At 56.4% G+C, this 22,205-nt stretch carries 18 protein-coding genes; all 18 read right to left on the bottom strand.

The annotated features are described in order from the left end of the window. Complete coding sequence (gene tssI / locus PSPTO_RS28015) at positions 1–2,037, bottom strand: type VI secretion system tip protein TssI/VgrG (protein ID WP_011105476.1); 2,037 nt, start codon at positions 2,035–2,037, stop codon at positions 1–3. Between the two features lie 21 nt (positions 2,038–2,058). Beyond that, entirely contained in the window at positions 2,059–3,066 is a 1,008-nt protein-coding gene (locus PSPTO_RS28020; RefSeq protein WP_046464012.1) for a serine/threonine-protein kinase, read from the bottom strand. Then, the gene (locus tag PSPTO_RS28025; protein ID WP_011105478.1) at positions 3,063–3,791 is read right to left on the bottom strand and encodes a PP2C family protein-serine/threonine phosphatase; all 729 of its coding nucleotides are present in this window, start codon (positions 3,789–3,791) and stop codon (positions 3,063–3,065) included. Before PSPTO_RS28025 ends, PSPTO_RS28020 begins: the two co-directional genes overlap by 4 nt. Beyond that, positions 3,791–7,318 carry a type VI secretion system membrane subunit TssM gene (tssM, locus tag PSPTO_RS28030; RefSeq protein ID WP_046464016.1) on the bottom strand — a complete coding sequence of 1,176 codons (3,528 nt, stop codon included), beginning with the start codon at positions 7,316–7,318 and terminating at the stop codon, positions 3,791–3,793. Before tssM ends, PSPTO_RS28025 begins: the two co-directional genes overlap by 1 nt. Before the next feature lie 13 nt (positions 7,319–7,331). After that, complete coding sequence (gene icmH / locus PSPTO_RS28035; protein WP_011105480.1) at positions 7,332–8,207, bottom strand: type IVB secretion system protein IcmH/DotU; 876 nt, start codon at positions 8,205–8,207, stop codon at positions 7,332–7,334. Positions 8,208–8,212: 5 nt separating this feature from the next. After that, complete coding sequence (gene tssK / locus PSPTO_RS28040; RefSeq protein WP_011105481.1) at positions 8,213–9,544, bottom strand: type VI secretion system baseplate subunit TssK; 1,332 nt, start codon at positions 9,542–9,544, stop codon at positions 8,213–8,215. 2 nt (positions 9,545–9,546) lie between these two features. Continuing rightward, positions 9,547–10,047, bottom strand: a complete 501-nt coding sequence (tssJ, locus tag PSPTO_RS28045) for a type VI secretion system lipoprotein TssJ (RefSeq protein WP_011105482.1) — start codon at positions 10,045–10,047, stop codon at positions 9,547–9,549. A gap of 5 nt (positions 10,048–10,052) precedes the next feature. Then, positions 10,053–11,249 (bottom strand): type VI secretion system-associated FHA domain protein TagH, encoded by a 1,197-nt coding sequence (gene tagH, locus PSPTO_RS28050; protein ID WP_011105483.1) that lies wholly within the window; start codon positions 11,247–11,249, stop codon positions 10,053–10,055. A gap of 17 nt (positions 11,250–11,266) precedes the next feature. Further along, positions 11,267–11,407 (bottom strand): hypothetical protein, encoded by a 141-nt coding sequence (locus PSPTO_RS28055; protein WP_017702037.1) that lies wholly within the window; start codon positions 11,405–11,407, stop codon positions 11,267–11,269. An 87-nt stretch (positions 11,408–11,494) separates the two neighbouring features. Further along, positions 11,495–13,012: a sigma-54 interaction domain-containing protein gene (locus PSPTO_RS28060; protein WP_011105485.1), complete on the bottom strand. Its 1,518-nt coding sequence runs from the start codon at positions 13,010–13,012 to the stop codon at positions 11,495–11,497. Positions 13,013–13,022: 10 nt separating this feature from the next. After that, a complete protein-coding gene (gene tssH / locus PSPTO_RS28065) occupies positions 13,023–15,671 on the bottom strand; it encodes a type VI secretion system ATPase TssH (RefSeq protein ID WP_011105486.1) in 2,649 nt (882 codons plus the stop codon). Positions 15,672–15,684: 13 nt separating this feature from the next. Continuing rightward, a complete protein-coding gene (gene tssG / locus PSPTO_RS28070; protein ID WP_011105487.1) occupies positions 15,685–16,692 on the bottom strand; it encodes a type VI secretion system baseplate subunit TssG in 1,008 nt (335 codons plus the stop codon). Beyond that, positions 16,656–18,443 (bottom strand): type VI secretion system baseplate subunit TssF, encoded by a 1,788-nt coding sequence (gene tssF, locus PSPTO_RS28075; RefSeq protein WP_046464013.1) that lies wholly within the window; start codon positions 18,441–18,443, stop codon positions 16,656–16,658. Before tssF ends, tssG begins: the two co-directional genes overlap by 37 nt. Then, positions 18,433–19,035, bottom strand: a complete 603-nt coding sequence (locus tag PSPTO_RS30080; RefSeq protein WP_193383850.1) for a hypothetical protein — start codon at positions 19,033–19,035, stop codon at positions 18,433–18,435. The genes tssF and PSPTO_RS30080 overlap by 11 nt, the downstream gene beginning before the upstream one ends. Then, positions 19,022–19,519, bottom strand: a complete 498-nt coding sequence (locus tag PSPTO_RS28085; protein ID WP_226992671.1) for a hypothetical protein — start codon at positions 19,517–19,519, stop codon at positions 19,022–19,024. The genes PSPTO_RS30080 and PSPTO_RS28085 overlap by 14 nt, the downstream gene beginning before the upstream one ends. A gap of 160 nt (positions 19,520–19,679) precedes the next feature. Next, the gene (locus PSPTO_RS28090; RefSeq protein ID WP_007247571.1) at positions 19,680–20,657 is read right to left on the bottom strand and encodes an IS5-like element ISPssy family transposase; all 978 of its coding nucleotides are present in this window, start codon (positions 20,655–20,657) and stop codon (positions 19,680–19,682) included. Between the two features lie 172 nt (positions 20,658–20,829). Further along, complete coding sequence (locus PSPTO_RS28095; protein ID WP_011105489.1) at positions 20,830–21,240, bottom strand: hypothetical protein; 411 nt, start codon at positions 21,238–21,240, stop codon at positions 20,830–20,832. Further along, positions 21,240–22,178, bottom strand: coding sequence for a DUF6402 family protein (locus PSPTO_RS28100; protein WP_011105490.1), 939 nt, complete (start codon positions 22,176–22,178; stop codon positions 21,240–21,242). The genes PSPTO_RS28095 and PSPTO_RS28100 overlap by 1 nt, the downstream gene beginning before the upstream one ends. Positions 22,179–22,205 lie beyond the last annotated feature (27 nt).

Below are 22,205 nucleotides of genomic sequence, written 5' to 3' on the forward strand. Positions count from 1 at the left end.
TCACTCAGAAAACACAAAAACAGCCTTCGGTTCAACTTTCTCAGGCGGTGCATTCACCAACGCCGGATCCATCAAACTCCCCGCCTTGTCCTGATCCACAACCCCCGGCAATCTAGGCGGCTTGATGCCAATCCCGGTGCCGGTTCCGGCGGAGCCTCCAGCGTTGACGTTCGCGATCGGACCGATCATGGTTATCCCGCCCGCGTCGAGCTTGATGAAGCTCCCGCCCGCCTTCACGGTGAGCTCCACGCCCGCCTCGATAACAATCTTTTCGCCCGCCTTCAAGTGAATCTCGGTGCCTGCGCTGGTCAGTTGCGCGGTGCCCAGTTTCACGTGCTGGTTCTGCGCAACCGTCAGGTGGTCGTCCATGCGGACTTCGGTCTTGCGGTCGGCGTGGGTGGTGCGGTGTTCTTCGGCTTTCAGCTCGGTGTAGGTGTTCTTTTCGACCGTGTCGTGGCGTTCGTTGCCAACGCGGATTTTCTGGTCGTTTTCGATGTTTTCGTCCCAGTCCCGCTGGGCATGGATGAAAATCTGTTCGGCGCCTTTTTTATCTTCGATGCGCAGTTCGTTGTAGCCGCCACCGCCAGGGGAACTGAAGGTCTTGAATACTGTGCGGGTCTTGTTGGTCGGCAGCGGGTACGGCACCTGGTTTTCCTTGTGGTACAGGCAGCCGGTCACCAGCGGTTGGTCCGGGTCGCCCTCAAGGAATGACACCAGCACTTCCATACCTACGCGCGGGATGCTGATGCCGCCGTAGCGGTCGCCCGCCCACCCGCTGGAGACGCGCAGCCAGCAACTGGTCTTGTCATCGGCCAGGCCTTCGCGGTCCCAGAAAAACTGCACTTTCACGCGGCCATACTGGTCGCAGTGGATTTCTTCACCCTTGGGGCCGGTGACCACGGCGGTTTGGCTGCCGAGTACCCGAGGCTTGGGGTGGTTCAGCGCCGGGCGATATAAAACCGCCCACGGGGTTGCCAGGAATCGGTTGCGATAGCCGTGGTGGAAGTCGTCCTTGTTGTTGGTGGTGTCGCTAGTGACCGACTCTTCCAACACTTGCGGCTGTTTGCCTTCATGGACGATTTCAGTCAGCAGCCACAAGTCGTTCCACTCCGCGCGAGGGTGCTCGGATAACGGAAGAAAATGCCCACTCTTGAGCGCGGTCTGATCGCCCCAGCCTTCGGCTTGCTGATAATCGGCACGATGACGTTCCAGCGCACGCTGGCTGAGGAACTTGCCCCGCGCGCGATCGACGAAGCGGCCTGGGTAGTCATAATCCTCCAGGTCCGGCTCGTTACTTTCGTTGGCAGGTTTGTAAGCGGCTTCAAGTTGCAGTTTCGGCTTCTCGAAGTCGTAGTCGCGTCGGGTCACACGGCCTGTGCGGGTTTCCAGACGCAGTTGGAATCCCTTGATGACCGGCACGTCAGCGACCAGGCCGCTGCCTTGCACATACGCCGTGGGCCCACTCAGCTTGGGGAAGACCGTTTGGTCATCGCCGAAGACCAGCACATGCCCTTCCTGGCTGTGCTGGAAGTGGTAGTGAACCCCCTCTTCCTCGCACAGCCTCTGGACGAAGTGCAGATCGGTTTCATCGTATTGCACGCAGTAATCGCGCGCCGGGCATGGCTGGCCGAGCTGAAAGCTGTAGCCGTTACTCTTGATGCCATGCTCTTCCAGGATCAGCGCGATGATTTGCTGCGCCGACATCTGCTGATAGATACGCTGGTTGGTACGATGATGCAGGTACTGCAACTGCGGTACCAAAGACAGGGTGTAACGCGTCAGGCGCTTGCCAGCGTCGCCTTGGGCAACGCGGTAGATCTGCCCGTGGATGCCATTCCCCTGGGGATCGAACGCCAGAAACGCCTGCTTGTGCAAAAGCGTCTCCAGATCGATGTCGGGGTTTTCGCTGACCAGCTCCAGGTCGAAACTGAACGGTTGGCTGATGCCTTCAGTACCTGTAAACGACAACACTTGCAGGTCGCCTGAAAAATCTTTGACGGTCAGACTGAAGTGCGTTTCGTTAGAAGGATTGAACATTGTTTGCTCCCTGTTCGGTTGTCATCCGTTACACCACGGCATCAAGCGTTGCAGCCTGGACGAAGTGACGGCGAAAGCGTCACGCAGTTGTTTGGCAGTGATCTTGCGATCCTGTGCATCGAATCTCAGTGCTGACCGCAAAGCAGGCCAGCAGTGTTTCGGTAAATTCCTTGGTGCCTTCAGCTCACGCTCAAGACGCTCGTCACGCGCCTGGGTCGACGGCAAGCGGCGAAACGGGTGCTTGCCTCCTGCCAGTTCAAAAATTACACAGGCAACGCCATACACATCGGCGCTGGCTGATAGTGCCTGGCCTTCCAGCAATTCCGGGGCTGCGTAGCCCGGAGTCCAAGCGTTGAAACGTTCGCGACTCAAGTGAGGCAGCCCCGGCATTACGCCTTCCTCGGCCTGGCCAAGGCCAAAGTCGAACAGGCGCACACCTTCTTCGCTGAGCATGACATTGCTGGGTTTCATGTCGCCATGCAACACGCCGCGAGCATGTGAATAAGCCAGTGCGTCGAGCAACGACAATGCAATGTCACGCAGTTCTCTCCACGGCAGGCCCAAAGGCCGTTCGCATAGCAGTTTGTCCAAAGTCAGCCCACGCATGAGTTCCATGGTGATGAAAGCCCGCTGGCAGTTAGTGTCCACTTCGAACGAGTGCAAACGCAGCACGTTATTGTGACGAAGGCGTCGGGTCAGGGCGAACTCGCTGTAAAGCAAGGCGCTTGCGTCCGGCGACTCGGCAAATTCTTCGCTGAGGATTTTCAGCGCCACATAAGGATCGGGCTCGCCGAACTGTTCGCTCAGCAAATCCTTGGCCCGGTAGACAGCGCCCATGCCACCGGCGCCGAGCAGTCGCTCGATACGGTAACGACCTGCCAACACGTCGGGCATCTCACCAATACTGGCCTTGGTCGGCGCCAGTGCAGCTTCTGCCTTGTGTGACTTGGCAAACGCAAAGTAGGTCAGGTTGCTGTCCTGCTCTTCGTTCACCAGCAGGTCGTCGTTCGGGCGCACGAGCTCAGTCATTTGCGGATCACCACGGCCGTCAGATTATCCCGCGCCGAACCACGCAAGGCACTATCGAACAAGCGCTCCAGCGCTACCTGCGGCGCGGTCAGACTCAAGGCGCTACCGAGCGCATCGCTGCCAAGTCCCTGATACAAACCATCGCTACACAGCAAAAATGCGTCGCCGGGATATACCTCAAGCTCCAGTACATCCAGGGTCAACTGTTCTGCCGCACCGACCGCGCGCGTCAAGGCGTGCGCGGAAGGATGGGCACTGGCCTGTTCGACGCTCATTTTCTCCTCGTCGATCAATTGCTGTTGCAGCGAGTGGTCTTTGGACAGCTGGTACAGACGCTGTCCGCGCCACAAGTAACAACGGCTATCGCCCGCCCAGATACAGGCGGCGCGATTACCCTCAACCATCAGCGCTACCACCGTGCTGCCCATGATGCTGTCATGGCGACCCGCAGTGACCGTCAGTTCCTGACCCAGACGGCGGTTGAGCCAGTGCAGACATTGACGAATGCCCTTGAGGCGTTCGTCAAAGCCTTCCTGCACAGGCAGTTCCGCCAGGCTGGCGACGATCAACTGACTGGCGACATCGCCACCCTGATGACCGCCCATGCCATCCGCGACCACCCACAGCCCGTGCTGCGGGGAGTCCAGAAAAGCATCTTCGTTGCGCGCCCGTACCTTGCCGGCATCGGTACGCGCAGCGCTGCGCCAAGGGCTGGCTACCAGCATCAAAGCTGCCCCGGCATGCGGAAGGTACGCAGTGCGCCCATGTCAAACGGGTTCGGCGTACGCTGGCTGGTCAACAGGTAGTTGGCGCGCAGACCACCCACGTCAGCCTTGAGCACCAACACGTCACGTCCGGTCAGGTATTCGGTCTGCATCAGGTCGAACAGACGGAACAGCGACCATGGGCCGGTATTCTTCTCAAGACCCAGCGGACGACCCACCATTCTGTCGAGTACCAGGCTGGTGCGGCCGTCTTCCGCATCTGTAGGCCATTTGAAGGACACCGGTACGATCGGACCGTGACGGTATTCAATGGTCTTGTCGCCAAACTTGAACTCGGAGCGGCTGACAGCCGGGTCAAGTGTGTAAGGCTCCAGCTTGAACTGCACCTGCGGCTCGGCCGGGTTGTCGGCGAAGAAGCTTTGGCGGATCACCAGTGCCGCGGCCATCTGGTCGAGATAGACCTTGGAAACCGGCAGGCTGTAGCCATCGACGCTACGCATGCGATAGTTGCCTGCATCGCCACTCACGAACGGACGCATGTAGTTATCGAAGAAGCGATCGGCAATGCCCTGAGCCTTGAAGAACTCACGGAAGTCGCTGATTGCCACATCGCTGGCGCTGTGCGCGTCGAACGGATAGCGCTTGCTGATCGCTTTGCCATAGAAGCTGTACAGCTCGCTCTGGTAGCGCTGGTTCAGGTACTGATAGGAATCGCCCAGCACCAGACGCCAGGTGTCTTCAGCCAGAACGTTGAACCATACGCCCACCGGACGCGGCAAACGACCGGACGCCGTGCGCAGATTGCTCAGCGCGTCGCGCTGGCCACCCATTCGGCTTTTGGCCATTTCAAAGGCGGCCTGATCCGGCGAGCTGGAACGTGCAAGGCTCGCCATCTGCAGTTGCAGCTCATTAAGAGCGGCCAGGGCAGGCGTCAGGTCGGCAGTCGGCCCATTGTTGTCATCCAGCAAGCGGTGCAACGGCTCGAAGCGACTTTGCAGAGACTTCCTCGCGGTATCCGGCAGCTTTTTCGCCAATGCATCAGATGCCTTGCCTGCTGCGGCAACGGCCAGTTTGCCAAGCTTGCCACCATTCTCTGCCAGTTGCCCTGCTGCATCGGCAGCTTCTTCCGCCGAATCGGCAACCACCGGGAAGCGTGTATTTTCACGCACCTCTATCAGCAACTGGATGACCGGGGAGTTGGCTGACGTCAGACCTGCCAACTGCTCAGCGCCTTCCCCAAAGTCATTGATTGCTGGCAGTTGGACCTCACCTATCGCCTCCCCCCAATAGTTGGCGTAGTCGCGGAAGTACAGCTGCTCCAGTTCAACCATCAGGCGGCGCAAGTCCATCGTGCTGAGACCGGCACCTTCACCCAGCACCCAGTTATCACTAAGGATGTCAGTAACCAGCTTGGTGCCCTGAACCGAGAAGTACTGCTGGTAGCCCTGTTGGGTATAGAAGCCGGGGATCGTGTAATCGGTGCCGACAAACAGCGCACCCTGAGGACCAAGGTGCTGGCCCAAAGTGTATTCCGGCAGATTACGGGCCTGCTCGCGCAGCATGCGGTAAACCACAGTCGCCAAAGACTCGCTACGCAGAATCTGACGCGCCTGAGCCACCAGCGGATCATTCAACGGATAGCTGAATGGCTGTTTCAATAAACGATCAAAATGGGTGTTCAAACCGTTCTGTACCGCGGTGTTGCCGGTATAGCGCTGGGACCATTCAGTAGCGACCCAATCCTTGAGCCACTGAGCGTCGCGGCGATCCGTCATGTTCAGCATCAGGTACGCACGCAGGCTGTTGAGCAGGCGGTCGCGATCCTTGGTGTTGGCGCGGATCTGGCTTTCCAGCAAGTTTGCAACGCGGGGCAGCAACTGGTCGTGAAGCTCACGTTCGTAAGCGACCCTGACCACCGGATTGACGTCTTCGCCTTGATACAGGCCGCCACGCTCGTGATAACTCACGTCGCCTTTTTCCGGGAACACTTGAGTGGCTGCGTAACTGGTGTCGAGCGTTTTGAGCACCGCCATGGAGTCATCGCGGGCGCTCAGCGCCGAACGTTGCTGAGTCCAGGTCTGAGCCAGACTGCGCAGGTTTTCCAGACGTGAATAGTTGGCCGAAAAGCCGCCAGCCCACAGTACGCCGAACAGCGCCAACGCTACCAGCGCGCCCACGTACAACGCACGTTGGCCCCAATGGATGCGACTGCGCTCACGCTTGTCCAGTCCCGCGAGATCGGCTTCCGGAAAGATCACCCGGCTGAGCAGATGATGGATGAATCGTGATCGGCCGCTGCGAAGCGTTGGCAGTACACCTGCACTCATGCCCAGATTGGCGCCGATGCCAGCGGTGGTAGCGTCCATTTCCTCTGTCAGATGCGGCGCACTGGTCAGGTAGAAGCCGCGCAACTGACTGACGCGCTGGTAGCGGTTACCCGTGAATGCCAGATCGACAAACAGGCACAGGCGCTCGCCGATCTGCCCCAGTCGATGCGGGAAGTCGAGAATACGACCACGACGCTGCGTGTCACGCTCTTGATGCATGCGCATGATCACCTGACTGTTCAGGCGACGCAGCAGCTCTTCGAACTCGGTGCGCAACACCGCCACATCGGTGCCCATCTGCTCTTTGCGAAAGCTCGTGCCGAGGACCTGATCGCTTTCTTCACGCGTCAGTTGATCGAAGAACTCTTCAAAGCCCAACAAGCGGTCGGCCTTGCTCAGAACCAGATAGATGGGCACATCGACGTGCAGTTTCTGATGCACGTCCTGCAAACGCGCACGCACCTGACGAGCGAGTGTTTCAAGGTTCTGCTCACTTTCATTCAGCAGGGTTTCAACCGGAATGGTCACCAGTACACCGTTCAGCGGACGATTGCGGCGACGTTTGCGCAGCAGGTCCAACAAGGTGTTCCAGGCACTGCCGTCGACTTCGGCGTCAGGCTGGGTCAGGTAGCGGCCAGCGGTGTCGATGAGCACGCCGTGATCGGCGAAGTACCAGTCACAGTGACGGGTGCCCAGAGTGTCTCGTGTCAGTTTGCGTTCAATCTTGTTGATTGGAAACTCAAGGCCCGAGAAATCCAGCAGGCTGGTTTTACCACTGCCTTGCGGACCAATCAGCAGGTACCAAGGCAGATCGCTGCGCCAGCGTTCGCTACGGCCGCGATAAAGGCTCGACGTTTTCAGCGTTTTCAACGCGTCCTTGAAACGCGTTTTCAGTTCTTTCTGCTCTTCGTCGATCTGCTCTTCTCGGCGGATGCGATCCTGGCCGTCTTCGCTTTCTTCGAGGGCTTTCTTGCGAACACCCGAGCGCCAACTGACGAAAACCATCGTCAGGCCCCAGATCAGGAACAGCACACTGATAGTCAGCAAACGCGAGGTGGAGCTTTCCCAGAACCTGTAATCATCAACCGCCAGCAGCGGTCCGACGAACCACACCAACAGCGCAACAAACAGCACCAGCAGCAGCGTCCAGACCCATGTCTTGCGCAGGAATGCGCCGACTTTCTTGAAGAAGTTTTTCATCATGCGTCCCTGTTTACGGCTGTGACTGCGGCTGGACCGCCGCCGGATCAAACGGCTGATATGGTTGTAAAACGGTTTCGCGTTGCTCGCCCAGTACCCAGGCGAAGCCGAAATACATCACTGCCAGACAGACCAGGGTAAACAACACCACCATCCAGGCAGGCACAATGCGCACCAGGCTGCGGCGTCGATTGTTCAAGCCTTCCCAGTGGGGTGACAATTCACGTGGCACATCACCGCGCAATTGACGGATCTGGCGATACAAAGCGTCGCGGATGCCTTCAAGCTCAAGCATGCCGCGCGCCTGCACCCGGTACTTGCCCTCGAAGCCAAGCGACAGACACAGGTACATCAATTCCAGCATCGGTAAATGCTTGACCGGGTTTTTCGACAGCCGATCGAGCAATTGGAAGAACTTCTCACCACCAAATGTTTCGTTGTGGAAGCTGCTGAGCAAGCTCATCTGCGACCACTCGCTTTCGTTGCCCCACGGCGTGGTCACAACCGCCTCGTCCACGACCGTGCACAGCACGTAACGAGCCGCCATCACCTGGCTGCTTTCGGCACCGTTGTGCAGCGCGCGGACTTCAAACAGCTTTAGCCCGGCAGTCAGATGCTCGTTGAGCGCATACATGTCTTCACGTGTGTCGCTGTGCTTGAGGCGTACCACTTCTGAAAGAAGGTCGGAGCCAGCCGCGACCAGCGCATTGAGGCTGATGTTGAAGGCCTCGGCCGGGCGCAGGCGTGCCGCGTAAATCATGCGCTCTTCCAGTTGCTCGAACCTTGGCGGAGCAGCGAAGTCCGTCAGCGGGCTCGCCGCCGGGCCGTGGCCCTGGCGGTCGAGCAGGACGGTTTTATCGTCCTGACTGTAATTCGTATCCTTGCTCATGTCGGTCAGTTCCTGATAGCCCAGAATTTCAGTTCAAGCTCGGCGAATTCGCCGGACACATGGAACGCGAAGCCGCCGGAGCGCTCGAGTTGCGCCAGATCTTCGGAACTGAGTTCGAGGATGAAATAGGTTTTGTTGGTATGGAACGCAATCTGCCGCGGGGCCACCGGTAATGGCTTGACCTTGATACCAGGCAGATGAAGGTTGACCAGTTGGCGGATACGCTCCACAGGACCGACCTTGAGGTGCGCTGGCAAACGGTGACGCAGTTCCTCGGAGTCGCAATTTGCGCTGGCTGCCAGAACGAACGACGCCGATCCCAACAGCTTGTGATCATGCAGAGGCGATACGATGATGCCGTACTGACGCGCCTGTAGAACCAGTTCGATGGCGTGCTGTTCCAGCACCATCGACAGCACCTGACGGATCGCCTCCATCAGCTTGCGGAAGCTGGCTCCCTGATCGCTGTGCTGGTAGCGGCTGTCCAGACGCGGTCTCTTGCTATCGCTCGAAAACGTCGCCAGATCGCCAAGCATGGTCAGCAGCGTGCGATACAACTCTTCAGGGTGCACCTGTTCAAGGTCCAGATAGTGACGCAGCAGCAACTCGGTACGGTTGATCAGTTGCAGCATCATGAAGTCGCCGACTTCGGCACCCCCTACCTTGCCGTTGGAACGGATCCGGTCAGCGATGGTGTCGCCCCGGTGGCTGAGCATGCTGATGACTTCCTTGAGGCAAGACAGCAGGTAGCTGGAAGCGTGAGCCTGTATGTAGGTCGGTACAAAATCGGGATCAAGGCTGATTACGCCATCCGGCGTCGTGTCGAGTACTTCGCAAACCTTCAGCTTCACGTAAGCCTGATCGCTTTGCTGCTGGCCAAGCAACAGCTTGAAGTCGGGACGACCACAACTGACCTGACTCGAGGAGTCATCGCCAGCGTTGGAGTCGGACACCTCAGCCTCGTAGGCGGTATAGCGCGCCAGCACATCAGATTGCTCGGGGCGGCGCGACTCAATGTGGTTACCCGTGACCAGCGGCAGCGCGAGATAGATCGGAGTATTACCCGTATTGGGCGGCACATCGAGCGCCAGCGGCTCAGTGTTGCCCCCCAACTCGAACAGGCTGCCATCCGGCAGGATTCCCGACGCATGGCTGATCACCAGTTTGCCCATATTGAGAAACTGCAGGTCGATGTCCAGACTCAGAAAACCCCACGTGTAGCTCCCCAATAACTGGGTACGGGTTTTCATCTGGTGATCGTAGTAGCGATCGTTGTGCTGGAAGTGCTGCGGGCGCAGCAACATGCCTTCCTGCCAAATGACTTTATGGGATTTCATGGTCAGTCATCTGCCTTGGCGAGCGGTTCATGGGTGTTACGAATGCCGTTCTGATCAAGAGTCAGGTCAGCGTCAGTGATACCTACCGGTGTTACCTGCAGCGTGTAGCGCCATCTGCTGTCCGGCAGGTCCCGATAGGCTGCAAGAACGCCGACGTAACGACTGCCTTCTTGCAGGCTGAGCTTGAGCTCGACGGTTTCACCCGGACGCAGCTCCAGCTCTTCAGACGCAACCATGTCCGGGGCCAGAGATTCTTTTGCGCGCTCATACAAGCTGAAGAAATCTGCATTTTCGAACGCTACCGGGTGCTTGAGCTCGAACAGGCGCACAACAACGGGGGACGGGCGACCGTTGAGGTCCGGGTTCACCTGGTCGCTGGCGGTCAGTTTCAGGTTGAGCTTGGTGACGTTTGAGTACGGCGACAACGTAGAGCAGCCGGCCAGCACCAACAAGGCGGTGAGCGCAGCCAGCATGTTAAAGAAAGCAGTCGAGCGGCGAGACATGCGCATCATCCTTGGTGGTCAGTGTGGAGTGTGGAAATCAAACGAATCTGCTCTTCGTAGGCCTGAGCGAAATCCCGAGTCAAAAGGCGCTCGCTCCAATCGGTATCCTGGCGCAGCGCTTGGTGATAACGCCCGTAAGCTCTCCAGCGGCTGCCGGAAGTGGCGATCAGCGGCTTGTTATCGCGCTCGAAACGCAGCATGAGTTGTTGCGGCGAGAAATGCTCAAGGGTGCCTCGAACAGCTGCACGGCTGGCGGTCAGCAAAGCGACCTGGTGAGCCTGCAAATCACGGAATGCACGAGAGATCGCCTGCTCGGCCGGCAACTGCCCTGGCTTGTTGGCGTGCAGCAGAATGTCCAGCGCCTCACCCGCATCGACGGCAAACTTCAACGGGTTTTTCTGCGTGCCTTGCACGATGGTCTGCGCAAGACGCAGCTCGTTTTTGAGTTCGCTGCGAGTGCGCAGGCTCTGCTGCAAACCGCCGACGCTTTGCTTGAGCAAGCGGGCTGCGTTCAAAGCCAACGCTTCTTTAGCATCGTGATCGAGCCCTTTGAGATCAACGCCCAGCGCTGCACCAAACTTTTCCCAGAAGCCGTCGGCCTGACGCTCAACCGGTGGTGGCGCTGGAGCTGGCGCAGGTTCTTTTGGAACCTCGACCAGTTCCGGCACCAGCAGGCTTTCCATATCGATACGTGCATAGTCAGCACGCTGCTTGCCATCATCCAAGGAGATACTCGGTGAGATCAGTTCTTCGATTTCCGAGTAAACGCGCTCTTGCTGATCAAGGGCGTTCAGCGGATCGAGATCGAGAAACGCGTCGTCCGGAATAATGCTGCCTGCAGCCTGCGGGCGGCCGACTTCTACGTCAAAAGCTGCCGGGTCGCGTACCAGTCGGGCACGAATCTCAAAATCGCCCAGAATGTATTCACTGCCATGCTCGATACGTACCACCTCACCCTTGCGCAGGCGCGTGCCGTTCGTACTGTCCTGAATACCGTTGCTGCTGGTATCGGTCAGGAAAAACGAGCCGTCGCGATAGCTGATCAGCGCGTGATGATTGGACAGGTGCCGCTTGCGGTCCGGGATGATCCAGTCGCAATCGTCTCCCCTGCCAATCACGCCGCCAGCCTGTTTAAAGGTCTTTTGGCACAAGTCAGTGGGCACGAATTGCTTGGTGTTCAGCATTTCGAAAACCAGTTCCATGATGATGCTCCTTGCGGTCACTTGCCGCGGTTGACCGCCTGCGGATCACCCAATGGGCGATAGGTGTTGTCGTTGAATTTGTAATTGCCGCTGCAGCCCCCGACGCCGCATAAAACGACAACAGTGAGCAGGACGGCTTGCCAGTGACGAACAGACATCAGATGGTCTCCAGAAGTGAGCAAAAAGCGCCACCCCTTTCGGGGAACGCTGTCAGAAGCGAATAAGGTGAAAACAATTGCTTTTGCCTAACCATTTAAGTCACCCAGGTTGATATTCAGGCGTCCCAAACGGTAAAGCAGCGTGCGCCTCGGCAGGCCGAGTTCACGCGCGGAAAGAGTCTGGTTGCCGTCGTTCTTGCGCAGGCAATCAAGCAACAGGCTGCGCTCCACCTGCTCCAGCCGCTCGCGCAGATTGAGGCTGCTGCCTTCAGGCACAACTTCCGGGCGCAGAGAGAAATGCTCCACAAGCAACTCGCTGCCCTCGCAGAGCAGGACAGCACGCTCGACCAGGCCTTTGAGTTCGCGCACATTGCCGGGAAACGTATAACCGGACAGGAGATCAAGAGCTGCGTCCGACCAGCGCAAAGGGCTACGTTGCAAGAACGCACACGTCTTGTCGACGAAGTGCCGCGCCAGGTCGAGAATGTCACCCTCTCGATTGCGCAGGGCAGGCAGCTCAATGGGAAATTGCGCAAGACGGTAATACAAGTCCTCGCGGAATTTGCCTTCGCTGACCATCGCCGACAGGTCACGATGCGTTGCTGCAAGAATACGCACGTCGATCTTGCGCGTATCGTTGCAACCCAATGGGCGAATCTCGCCCTCTTGCAGCACGCGCAGCAGCTTGGCTTGCAGCGGCAGGGGAATGTCGCCGATTTCGTCGAGCAACAGTGTGCCGCCATTGGCAGCCTCGAACAGCCCGGTACGATCACTGTCGGCACCTGTAAAGGCTCCTTTGCGATAGCCGAAAAGCTCGCTTTCAAGCAGGTGCTCTGGAAATGCCGCACAGTTCTGAACAATGAAAGGCTGAGAGCGACGCGGACCGAAGTCGTGAATCGCCCGGGCAACGACTTCTTTGCCGGTGCCTGTCTCTCCCCGCAGCAACACAGTGTACGGGCTGTGCAGCACCTTGCTGATCATCGTGTAGGTCTGACGCATGCTTGCGCTTTTTCCGATCAAACCGTATCCGCTGACGCTTGGCATAGTGATCCCTGCCGGTCGTACCTCATCCGCAGGCTTATGCAAACGTTGCAGCAGGTTGAGTTGACCCAGTGCGAACGAGCCGAACTGACCGAGAGAATCAGCAAAACCCTGCAGATCGACATGTCGGCGACTTGCGCACAACAACAAGCCTTCGACGGCTTGCTGATGGTTGACGACCGGGACACAAAGCAGCGACTGCCACGGCGTACTTTGCGTCGGCAGAAAACTGGTTTCGTGCAGGCTGCCGCTCAGTTCGCCAAGGCAAACCACACGATTCTGACAAAGGGCAAATTGCAACAGCTGTTCGCCGTTGTAATCCACCGGCAGGCTTGCCGCTTCCCGCGGTTGCAGCGTGCCGTCCAGGCACTCGGCTCTCATCTTCAAACACTTATGAGTGGCGTCCAGCAGATAAAGCTGCGACAGCTCGCAGCCGCTGAGCTCAGCGAGGCTACGTACAAAATCACCCAGCAATTGGGCACCATTCACCGCCCGCGCCAAGCTGGCGAATTGCGCCAACAAGGCTTGGGCATATGCCAGAGGCTGCGGCATCTGAGTGAACATCACATTCACCTCAGGCAAACTCACACGTCACGGTGCCGGAAGTGTCCAGCGTGGCATGAACACGCTTCAGACTTTCTCCGGTAGCCATAGCATCGAGCAGGCGGTCAGCTACCAGCGGCAGGACATGAAGGTCCAGCAGATGGTCGATCAGACGCGCACCGCTGTCGCTTTGAGTGCAACGCTGCGCCAAGTGATCAACGAGGTCCTGACAGTAAGTGAATTCCAGCTGACGACGGTTCAGGCGCTCGCCCAGGCGACCGAGTTTGATTTCGATCAGCTCGCGTAGCACCGGCCCGCTGACCGGGTAGTACGGCACTACGCGCATACGTGCCAGTAACGCTGGCTTGAAGTGTTTGCTGAGGACCGGCCGGATGGTCTCCTCAAGCACTTCGGCGGTTGGCCGCGCGCCGTCTTCGCACAGTGCGCTGATCTGGTCGCTGCCAAGGTTCGATGTCATCAGAATCAGCGTATTGCGGAAGTCGATCTCGCGTCCCTCGCCGTCGTTGGCCACACCTTTGTCGAAGATCTGATAGAACAGGTTGAGCACATCAGGGTCGGCTTTCTCGACTTCATCAAGCAGCACGACCGAATACGGCTTCTGACGTACAGCTTCGGTGAGCATGCCGCCTTCGCCATAACCGACGTAACCTGGCGGCGCACCGATCAGGCGCGAAACCGTATGCTTCTCCTGAAACTCGGACATGTTGATGGTGGTGATAAAACGATCACCTCCGTACAACAGATCAGCGAGCGCCAGCGCCGTTTCAGTCTTGCCAACGCCGCTCGGCCCCACAAGCAGAAACACGCCTACCGGCGCATCGGGTTTGTTCAAGCCAGCGGCAGTAGCGCGCATGGAGCGATCAAGGGCATGAACGGCCTGCTCTTGACCACGGATGCGAATACGAAGGTCCTTGGCGAAACTGGCAACCTTGGCGTTGTGCTCACGAGCCAGTTGCGCCAGCGGGACACCGGTCCAGGCGCTGATCACCTCAGCCACAAGACGCGGACAGACCTCGAAGCTCACCAGTCGCTCCTTGACCTGCAGTGCGGCCAGGGCGACATGGGTATCGTTCAGGGCTGCTGTCAGCGCCTCTACGCTCTGCGTTTCATCCAGCGCAACGGCTTCGATGACCGTGCCCTCGTCGTCCTCTCCGATTTCAACGACTGGCACGGCAGCTACCGCTTCACGCGCCTTGGCCAGTTGCTGACGCAGTTCCAGCAAGCGTTCGGCCAATGTTTTCTGTTCGAGCCACATTGCTTCCAGTGCAACCCTTTCCTCTTCAGCTGCGTGCAGACGCGTTTCCAGAGCTTCCAGCGACTCGTGGTCAATCAGCAGACCGGCTTCAGCGTCGCGACGCAATGCCTGACGCTGGCGACCACCTTCAGCCAGCTCGCCACGCAGGCGCTCCAGACTCTCCGGCGCGGCAGCCAGGCTGATACGCACGCGCGCGCACGCCGTATCGAGAACATCGACTGCTTTGTCAGGAAGCTGGCGGCCAGCCAGATAGCGGGCAGACAGCTCGGCGGCAGCAACCACAGCGTCGTCGCGCAAGTAAATGCCATGGCTCTTCTCATAGACTTGTGCCAGACCACGCAGGATGGTCACGGCTTCGCTTACGGTCGGTTCATGCAGTTGAACAGGCTGGAAGCGACGCGCCAGAGCCGGGTCTTTTTCAAAGTACTTCTTGTACTCAGCCCACGTCGTGGCAGCGATGGTGCGCAACTCGCCACGCGCCAGAGCCGGCTTGAGCAGGTTGGCGGCATCGGAACCACCAGCGTTGCCGCCAGCACCGATAAGCGTGTGGGCTTCATCGATGAACAGAATGATCGGCTTAGGCGACGCTTTGACTTCGTCGATCACACCTTTGAGGCGACGCTCGAACTCACCCTTTACGCTGGCGCCAGCCTGCAGCAGCCCCATGTCCAGCGACAGCAGCTCGACGCCCTTGAGCGCCTGCGGCACTTCACCCGCAGCAATTCGGGATGCGAGACCTTCAACGATGGCGGTTTTACCGACACCGGCTTCGCCGACCACAATCGGATTGTTCTTGCGGCGCCGAGCCAGGATGTCGACCATTTGCCGAATCGCGCCATCGCGGCACAGTACCGGATCAAGCTTGCCGTCGCGGGCCTGCTGGGTCAGGTTGTGAGTGAAACGCTCCAACAGCGATTCGCCCTGAGCAGCCGATTTGCCGTTGGCAGGCTGCTCTTGCTTGGACAGAGCAAACTCTTTCAGCCGATCAATATTCAGTTTGGCCAGCAAAGGCTGATAGCGGCTACCGGCGTAGCGCATCGGGTTGCGCAGTAGTGCGAGGATCAGCGCGGCCTGTTCGACCTGGGTCTGACCCAGTTCAAGGTTGGCCACCAGCAAGGCATCCTGCAGCCATTGCACCAGTTCCGGAGCAAACACCGGGTTGCGTGAAGCGCTGTGCTCGACCCGCGATTGCAGAGAGGCACTCAATTCACCAGCGTCCACTTCAGCATCCTGCAGGGCACGCGCGAGCAGACCTTGCGGACGCTCCAGCAGCTCCAGCAACAGATCTTCAACCAGAATCTTGCTACCGCCCCGGGCTACGCAGCGCTCCGCGGAGCTTTCCAGATCACGACGGGTTTCGGCGTCCAGCGCTTGAATAAGTTGTTGCAGGTCTACATTGCTCATCAGTCATTGATCCTTAATGAATTTTGCTGCCCAAGGTCACCACACCGTCCGCTTTTTCGCGACCGAGCCAACTGGTCCACCCCAATCGACAGGCGTTTTGTTCACCTATACGCAGCTCGCGGATTTCTTCCTGGCGCAGAACCAGTCGAATGTCGTAGTCGAGCGGATCACGCAGCGTGAAGCGCACCAGCGCACACAGCGGTTGATAGCCGAAACCGATCGGCAGAAATTCGTGAAAGCGTTGCCAGTCGAGTTCGCGGATGTGAATGCGGAACTTGCCGCTACGGTCACGCACGTGATCGCCCAACACCAGGTCCTCACCGAGCATGCTGTTGGCACTCCCCAAGCGATTGCGCTGTTCGTCGAGAATCTCCACGCGGCGCTCGATGCACTGCTCAATGGTCAGTTCGGCATGCTTGAAGTAATAACGCAGCACTGCCTCGATCAGCGCAGCCGAGTGCGCACGCAGACTGAGCAAGCCCAGGTAGGGCAGCAGGCGTTTCCAGTTCAGTTCCTGAGCACGTCGAATCTCTTCGCCACCCAGGCCGATCAAGGCAAACAGCTGTGCAGAAAACGGATCGAGCGCGCCGCTTTCAAAACTGGCCCGGTAGCGATATTTCTTCCAGATCGGCAACATTAGCCGTTGCAAACGGTGGTGGAACAGGTCGAGGAAGTTGCGCGTCGGGTTGCCGTCTTCGCTGTCGCCCAGCGCCTGTTCGCCGTAGAACGCCGGCAATGGCGAGCCGGAACCGACCAGGCCGATCAGGTTGAACTGCATGCGCGCGCGCATCTGCCCGTGCTCGTGAAAAAACTCCACGCGACTGACATCACTCGACGGAAAGCCGAGGCTTGGGTTGGCCTGAAATTCAAGCTGGTCGTACAGATCGTCTTCGCTCAGGTGCGGGTGTGCATCGCGCAGCCGGTCAATGACCAGCAGCACGGCCTGAAACAGCGAGTACTCGCGTATACCGAGGGTCAGCCCGCTTAAAGCAGGGGCTGGAGGCCCATACGTGGTGTCCATTGGTACACCTCTCCCTGTGTGCTTTTTACCCGCAGCTCGTGGTACGAATTGAGACTGGCGTAAAGCGCGAAAAACTCGTTGAGAACCGAAGCGAATACAAACATGTCGCCTTCGCCGATATACCCTTCCGGGTCGATGGTCAGCTCAGTGCGCAATCCGCGTACCGGTAACCCTCGGTGCAATCTGTCCACGTGTTGATGCTTGATCGATTTCAAACCGCCCAACAGGCGCTTGCTGACTTTTTCCGCGTGCTGGTCGTAGTAACGGGGCAAATCGTAGGTTTCCAGAATCACCTTCAGCGCATTGACGTCAGCCAGAGACAAGTAATTGAGCGACATATTGCTGATCAACTTCCACAGGAAGTCACGGTTCAGCGGGGGCGCGAAACTGGAGGTAGCCGGTGTGATATTGCGGAAACTCAAAAACTCCGGCGTATCTTCGCAGGCCACGTTGATTTCGCCCAGTTTGAGTTTGCGTGGCAGGTTCTGATTGGTGCACATCAACTCGATCGACAGGGTTTCGTGCGCTTCTGTATGGCGAATGCCGAAACTCAGATAAGTGTCGAGGCCTTCATGGAGCAAAGAAGAACGCTGGCGAATGCTGTAATGCGGACGGCTGTTGGGCACGTCGAAACTGGGGTCGTGCTCAAAGGATTCGAACGGCACATAATCCTGATAGCCAAGACCTCCCGGCTTCCAACCGGTCACGGTTTCAACCGAAAACACACCACAGGTTTCCAGGCCATATTCGGCGGGCAGCAGCAGGTACTCGTCCTGCTTGCCATCAAGGCGAATCGGCAAGGCGTCGTGCTTGAACAAGTTGACGATCGGCGTGCAATACAGCTTTACGTTATCCAGGGTGGGACGAAGACGCTGAATGCCGCTCTTGCGAATATCAAAGCGCAACTCAAGGCCGCGCACTTGTTTGAGTGTCTCTTCTGGCAGTGCGTTGAGCAGATCCAGACCGTTGATGTCGACGAACAGGAACTTGTCCTGAAACGCGAAGTACTCCTGCAGGTAGCGATAACCGCGGAACGTGTTCAGCGGATACGGGATCAACGCCTCTTCTTCGGCAAACCCTACCGGCTGTACACGGTCGCCCGGCATCTTGAACGCCATTGGCGCGCCATTGACACCGTCGATGGGCTTGCCGGCAGCGTCCAGAGGGATCAGCTCGATACCCTCGAGATTGCGTAGCAGGCAGAGGTACAGCATCTGGCTGATATAGCGCTCGCCTGCAAAGTGCAGACGCAGGCGGCTCAGTTCAAGCTCACCCAAGTGACCTTCAGCGCTCATCTCCAGGCGCAGGCTGAGCAACGAACCACCGCCTTTCACCGAGTAATTCAGCGCGGTCAGATCCAGCGCCTGAACTTCGGTCGGGTAGCACGTACGGAAGCGACAACGCACGTCATTAATAGGCTTGCTATCGACCGGTGTATCACGTTCGACCGTCAGCGCAGGACCCGAACGTTTCAACGGATCAAACTGCAAAATACTGAACGCAGGCAACGGCCGCATGTAATTGGGCCACAGCAGGTGCATCAGCGAATGACTGAGTTCCGGCAGCTCGTCATCCAGCTTCTGACGCAACCGCCCGGTCAGAAACGCAAAGCCCTCGAGCAACCGCTCCACATCCGGATCCCGTCCGGCCTGCCCCAGAAACGGCGCCAACGCCGGACTACGCTCGGCGAAGCGACGACCAAGCTGGCGCAGTGCAGTGAGTTCGCTCTGGTAGTAATGGTTAAAGGACACGGGTTACCTGCCTGGTAGTAGAACTCATTGAAAAATTGTCTTGTAGAACGCGAGCGTCAGACCTGGCACTACCTGGCCCACGACGAGCAGAGTCGGACCATGCGACACGGGCGGTGAAACCGCCGTTTAACGCGTTCTCTTTACTGTCGTTTAAAGACGCGCACTCTGAAATATTCCAACCTTCATACCCGGTTGAAGTTGGATAAATCGCATGACCATGAACCCACTGCGAACGCTCATCCGTCGTGAACTCACTCTGCCAAAGCAGCCACTCAGACGACTTCAGCAGCTCTCCTTTATCGGTATACACTCGAAAAAAAGCTTCGCTGGTGAACAGCTTTACAAACTTCCCAACAACACTAAACCTCGAATACTGGGGAATATATGAGTTGATATAACACTTTTTCGAGTCATTCCAGGTTGTTGAATACATTACGGCCGCCGAAGCAGCTCCTTGTTTAACATACAACCAAGTAGCGCCTAAGGCGCAGAGCAAAACACTAATAAAGGCCAACGTTAACGATTTTTTTCTCATGACTACTTTATATCCAAAGTGCGACAAATATGGAAAAAGAATTTTATTTGAGGTCACGAGAGAGCCAGAACCTTTCGAATTTGCCAGCCACCGCTATTGCCAGAGCAGTAAGCCCACCCGCCAAAACGCTATAAGCTATCGCTCGAACAGGGTAAAGTGGCAGCAGATAAACTAATATCAACACAACTATTAAAACAACAGCGCACCACTTAAAAAGTCGCTTAGAAATTACAGCAATCACCAAATTCAAAAAAACAAATAGATAAAAAATCATGTACATGGCAATCCCAATGGAAGCACCCCGAGAGGTCAAACTACCAAAGATCACTTTATAGAGAAAAACCCCATAGTAATTAGCAACAATATAAATGACGCAGGCAAAAAAATGTATGAGCAAACTTCGCGCTAATTTGGCAATCATCTTTCCCTCTCTCCATACTGATCCAAAGCTCCTTGCCAAATAGGATTTAGCTGCGGTGTAGAAAAGAGCCAGAAGAGGTTTATCCGGGGCCGTTGCGCATAAAACAATACTGTTCACCATTGCAAAAATCCCTAGGGAAGGTCTGAAGTAGGCATCGATTTTTGACGCTCTCATGGCCTGAGGTTCAAAAAAAGCTCGCCCGATCAGATAATTAGACGTTTTCCGCTCTTAACTCATCGATTTTCCTTCAAACAGCACCTTTCCAAGGCGTTTTTCCGCATTACAGGCGCACCTCTCCCATCGCCAGCAGCCGTTTTCGCACCATCCAAAGGTTCGACAAGGCAAACAGAGTAGCCTGTTGCGCGGTGTTTTTAGCCAGCCCGCGAAACCGGACTTTCGTATAACCAAACTGGCGCTTGATCACGCGAAACGGATGTTCAACCTTCGCCCGTAACTGGGCTTTCGTGAACTCGATTTTGCGATAGACCCGTGCGATCAAACTTTTCTCGCCATGCTTTTTATAACGGCTTGGGCGGGCCGCAATTGACCAGATCATCTGACGATCCTGATGCTCCGCACGCTTGTCCACGCCGGTGTAGCCCGCATCACCGCTGACATAGGTTTCCTCACCATGTAGCAATTGATCAACCTGAGTCACGTCCGCCACATTCGCCGCAGTACCCACCAGGCTATGGACTAAACCCGACTCGGCATCGACGCCGATATGCGCTTTCATGCCGAAGAAATACTGGTTTCCTTTCTTCGTCTGATGCATTTCGGGATCGCGTTTGCCGTCCTTGTTCTTGGTCGAGCTCGGCGCATGAATGATCGTCGCATCGACCACCGTACCTTGGCGCAGCATCAAACCTCGATCACCCAGATAGCCATTGATGACCTGCAAAATCCCGCCTGCCAACTCATGCTTTTCCAACAGACGCCGGAAGTTGAGAATCGTGGTTTCATCGGCGATTCGATCCAGACTCAACCCTGCGAACTGGCGCAGGATCGTTGTCTCGTAAAGTGCTTCCTCCATCGCCGGATCGCTGTAACCAAACCAGTTCTGCATCAGGTGAATACGCAGCATCGCCATCAGCGGATAAGCCGGACGGCCACCTTCGCCCTTTGGATAATGTGGTTCGATAAGGGCAATCAAGCCTTTCCAGGGCACAACCTGATCCATCTCGATGAGAAAGCGCTCGCGGCGGGTATGCTTACGTTTACCCGCGTACTCGGCATCGGCGAAGGTCATCTGTTTCATCAGGGAAGCTCGGTGAAAGGTGTTGGGGTATTTTGCCAAATCAGGAAACCTTTTTCAGAGTTTCCCTAGCTTGGCCCGCGGAGTCGTAATCAAGGTGAACGCTTTTGCCAGAGGGAGTCTGGAAAAAGAATAATGAACCGAGGTTACTCTATCTAAACGATTCACTGTTCCGCTACTCCCCGATCACTTCATATGGAGTATTGCTAATAAAAAAATTCAACCAATGCGTTTCCCACTCGGGAAACCTAAGAACGAAATGCTGATCGCGCTTATAAAAATCAAGCCACACAATACCAACAATCACTTCGTCCTCATGGCTGCTCATATCGAGCGAACTGCTCGGATATAGTGGGGAACGGAACACTGTATTTGAATCTCTCTTATCTGTAATGCGCAGATATGACAGATTCTCGAACGGCACAAGCAATCCCCGAGCCGAAACATTTTCAATGAGATAATTGCCAGTGTCACTCACCACGAAGCTGCTGGCCTGACGATGCTTAATATTATTTAAAGAACCGACAAATACACCAATAACGGCAATCAACAAAACCAAGATAATTTTTATTTTTTTAGAAAACATTATCCCCTCACAAACTTAATAGAAATGGGGGTGATCTGCTCATAAAAAATGTCAGAAAAAATTTTAAAATCTCCGCCCTTAGAGTAAAGCTTTCTATATTCAACAAAATGTTTATTCTGAATGAAAAAATATCTTTTATTTCCCATCTCTATGTAGCGCTTTTCTGATGCCTCGCTCATACCGAATATGGAGGATTTAGCGATTGCTGTAGTCTCCTGAGCGATTGCGGCATTTTGCCCATTGGCTTCGAAAAGACCAGCTACGCCATCGAAGTTCCAATAACCAAGGGGCTGACTAAAAAAGTCGTCACCATCGCTAAAGTCATAATTATCTTCAACGTAATAGCCTAGGCGATCTGCAACGAACTCAACCTTATCATCGAAAACATTTACCACGCCTTCTGCAACAACTCTCATATTAAAATTTGCCAAGGCACCGCGCAGCTCATCCAGCTCACCCCCGCCCAATTGACCGAAATTAACAGATCTGGAATTGAAGTAACCGAACTTCTCCGCCTCGCGCCCCTTACCATTAAATCTAACGGGGTAACATCCAGGTGCAGACTGTCCAAAAGCACGCAATATTTTGGTGCGAATCTCAGGCAATGCTTTTGCATTATTCCAAGCGCCACCCAAAATGCGGCGTGTTTCCGCAGGCTTTTCGAACTTAAGCACCCATGCCATCTTAACTATATTCTCTTCGATGTACTCATCAGGCACAGGCCTTGTACGTTGTTTCTCCTCCGTCTCCATTCCGCCACTAGCGTTGGCCCAAGGCTTTCCATTAAACCAATGACGCATCAACGCTGCGGCCACAGGCCATTTCATTTTATCCATCGCAGCAGGAATATCACTCACTTTAAACTGACGCACAGTCGCAGTCTTCCCGGCCTGATTACTGGCTGGTGTCAAACTGGAAGCTACTGTATTGTCTGTCATAAATGTGCTCGCTATCTATTTAGAATC

It is taken from the genome of Pseudomonas syringae pv. tomato str. DC3000 (genome assembly GCF_000007805.1).
GTDB lineage: Bacteria > Pseudomonadota > Gammaproteobacteria > Pseudomonadales > Pseudomonadaceae > Aquipseudomonas > Aquipseudomonas avellanae.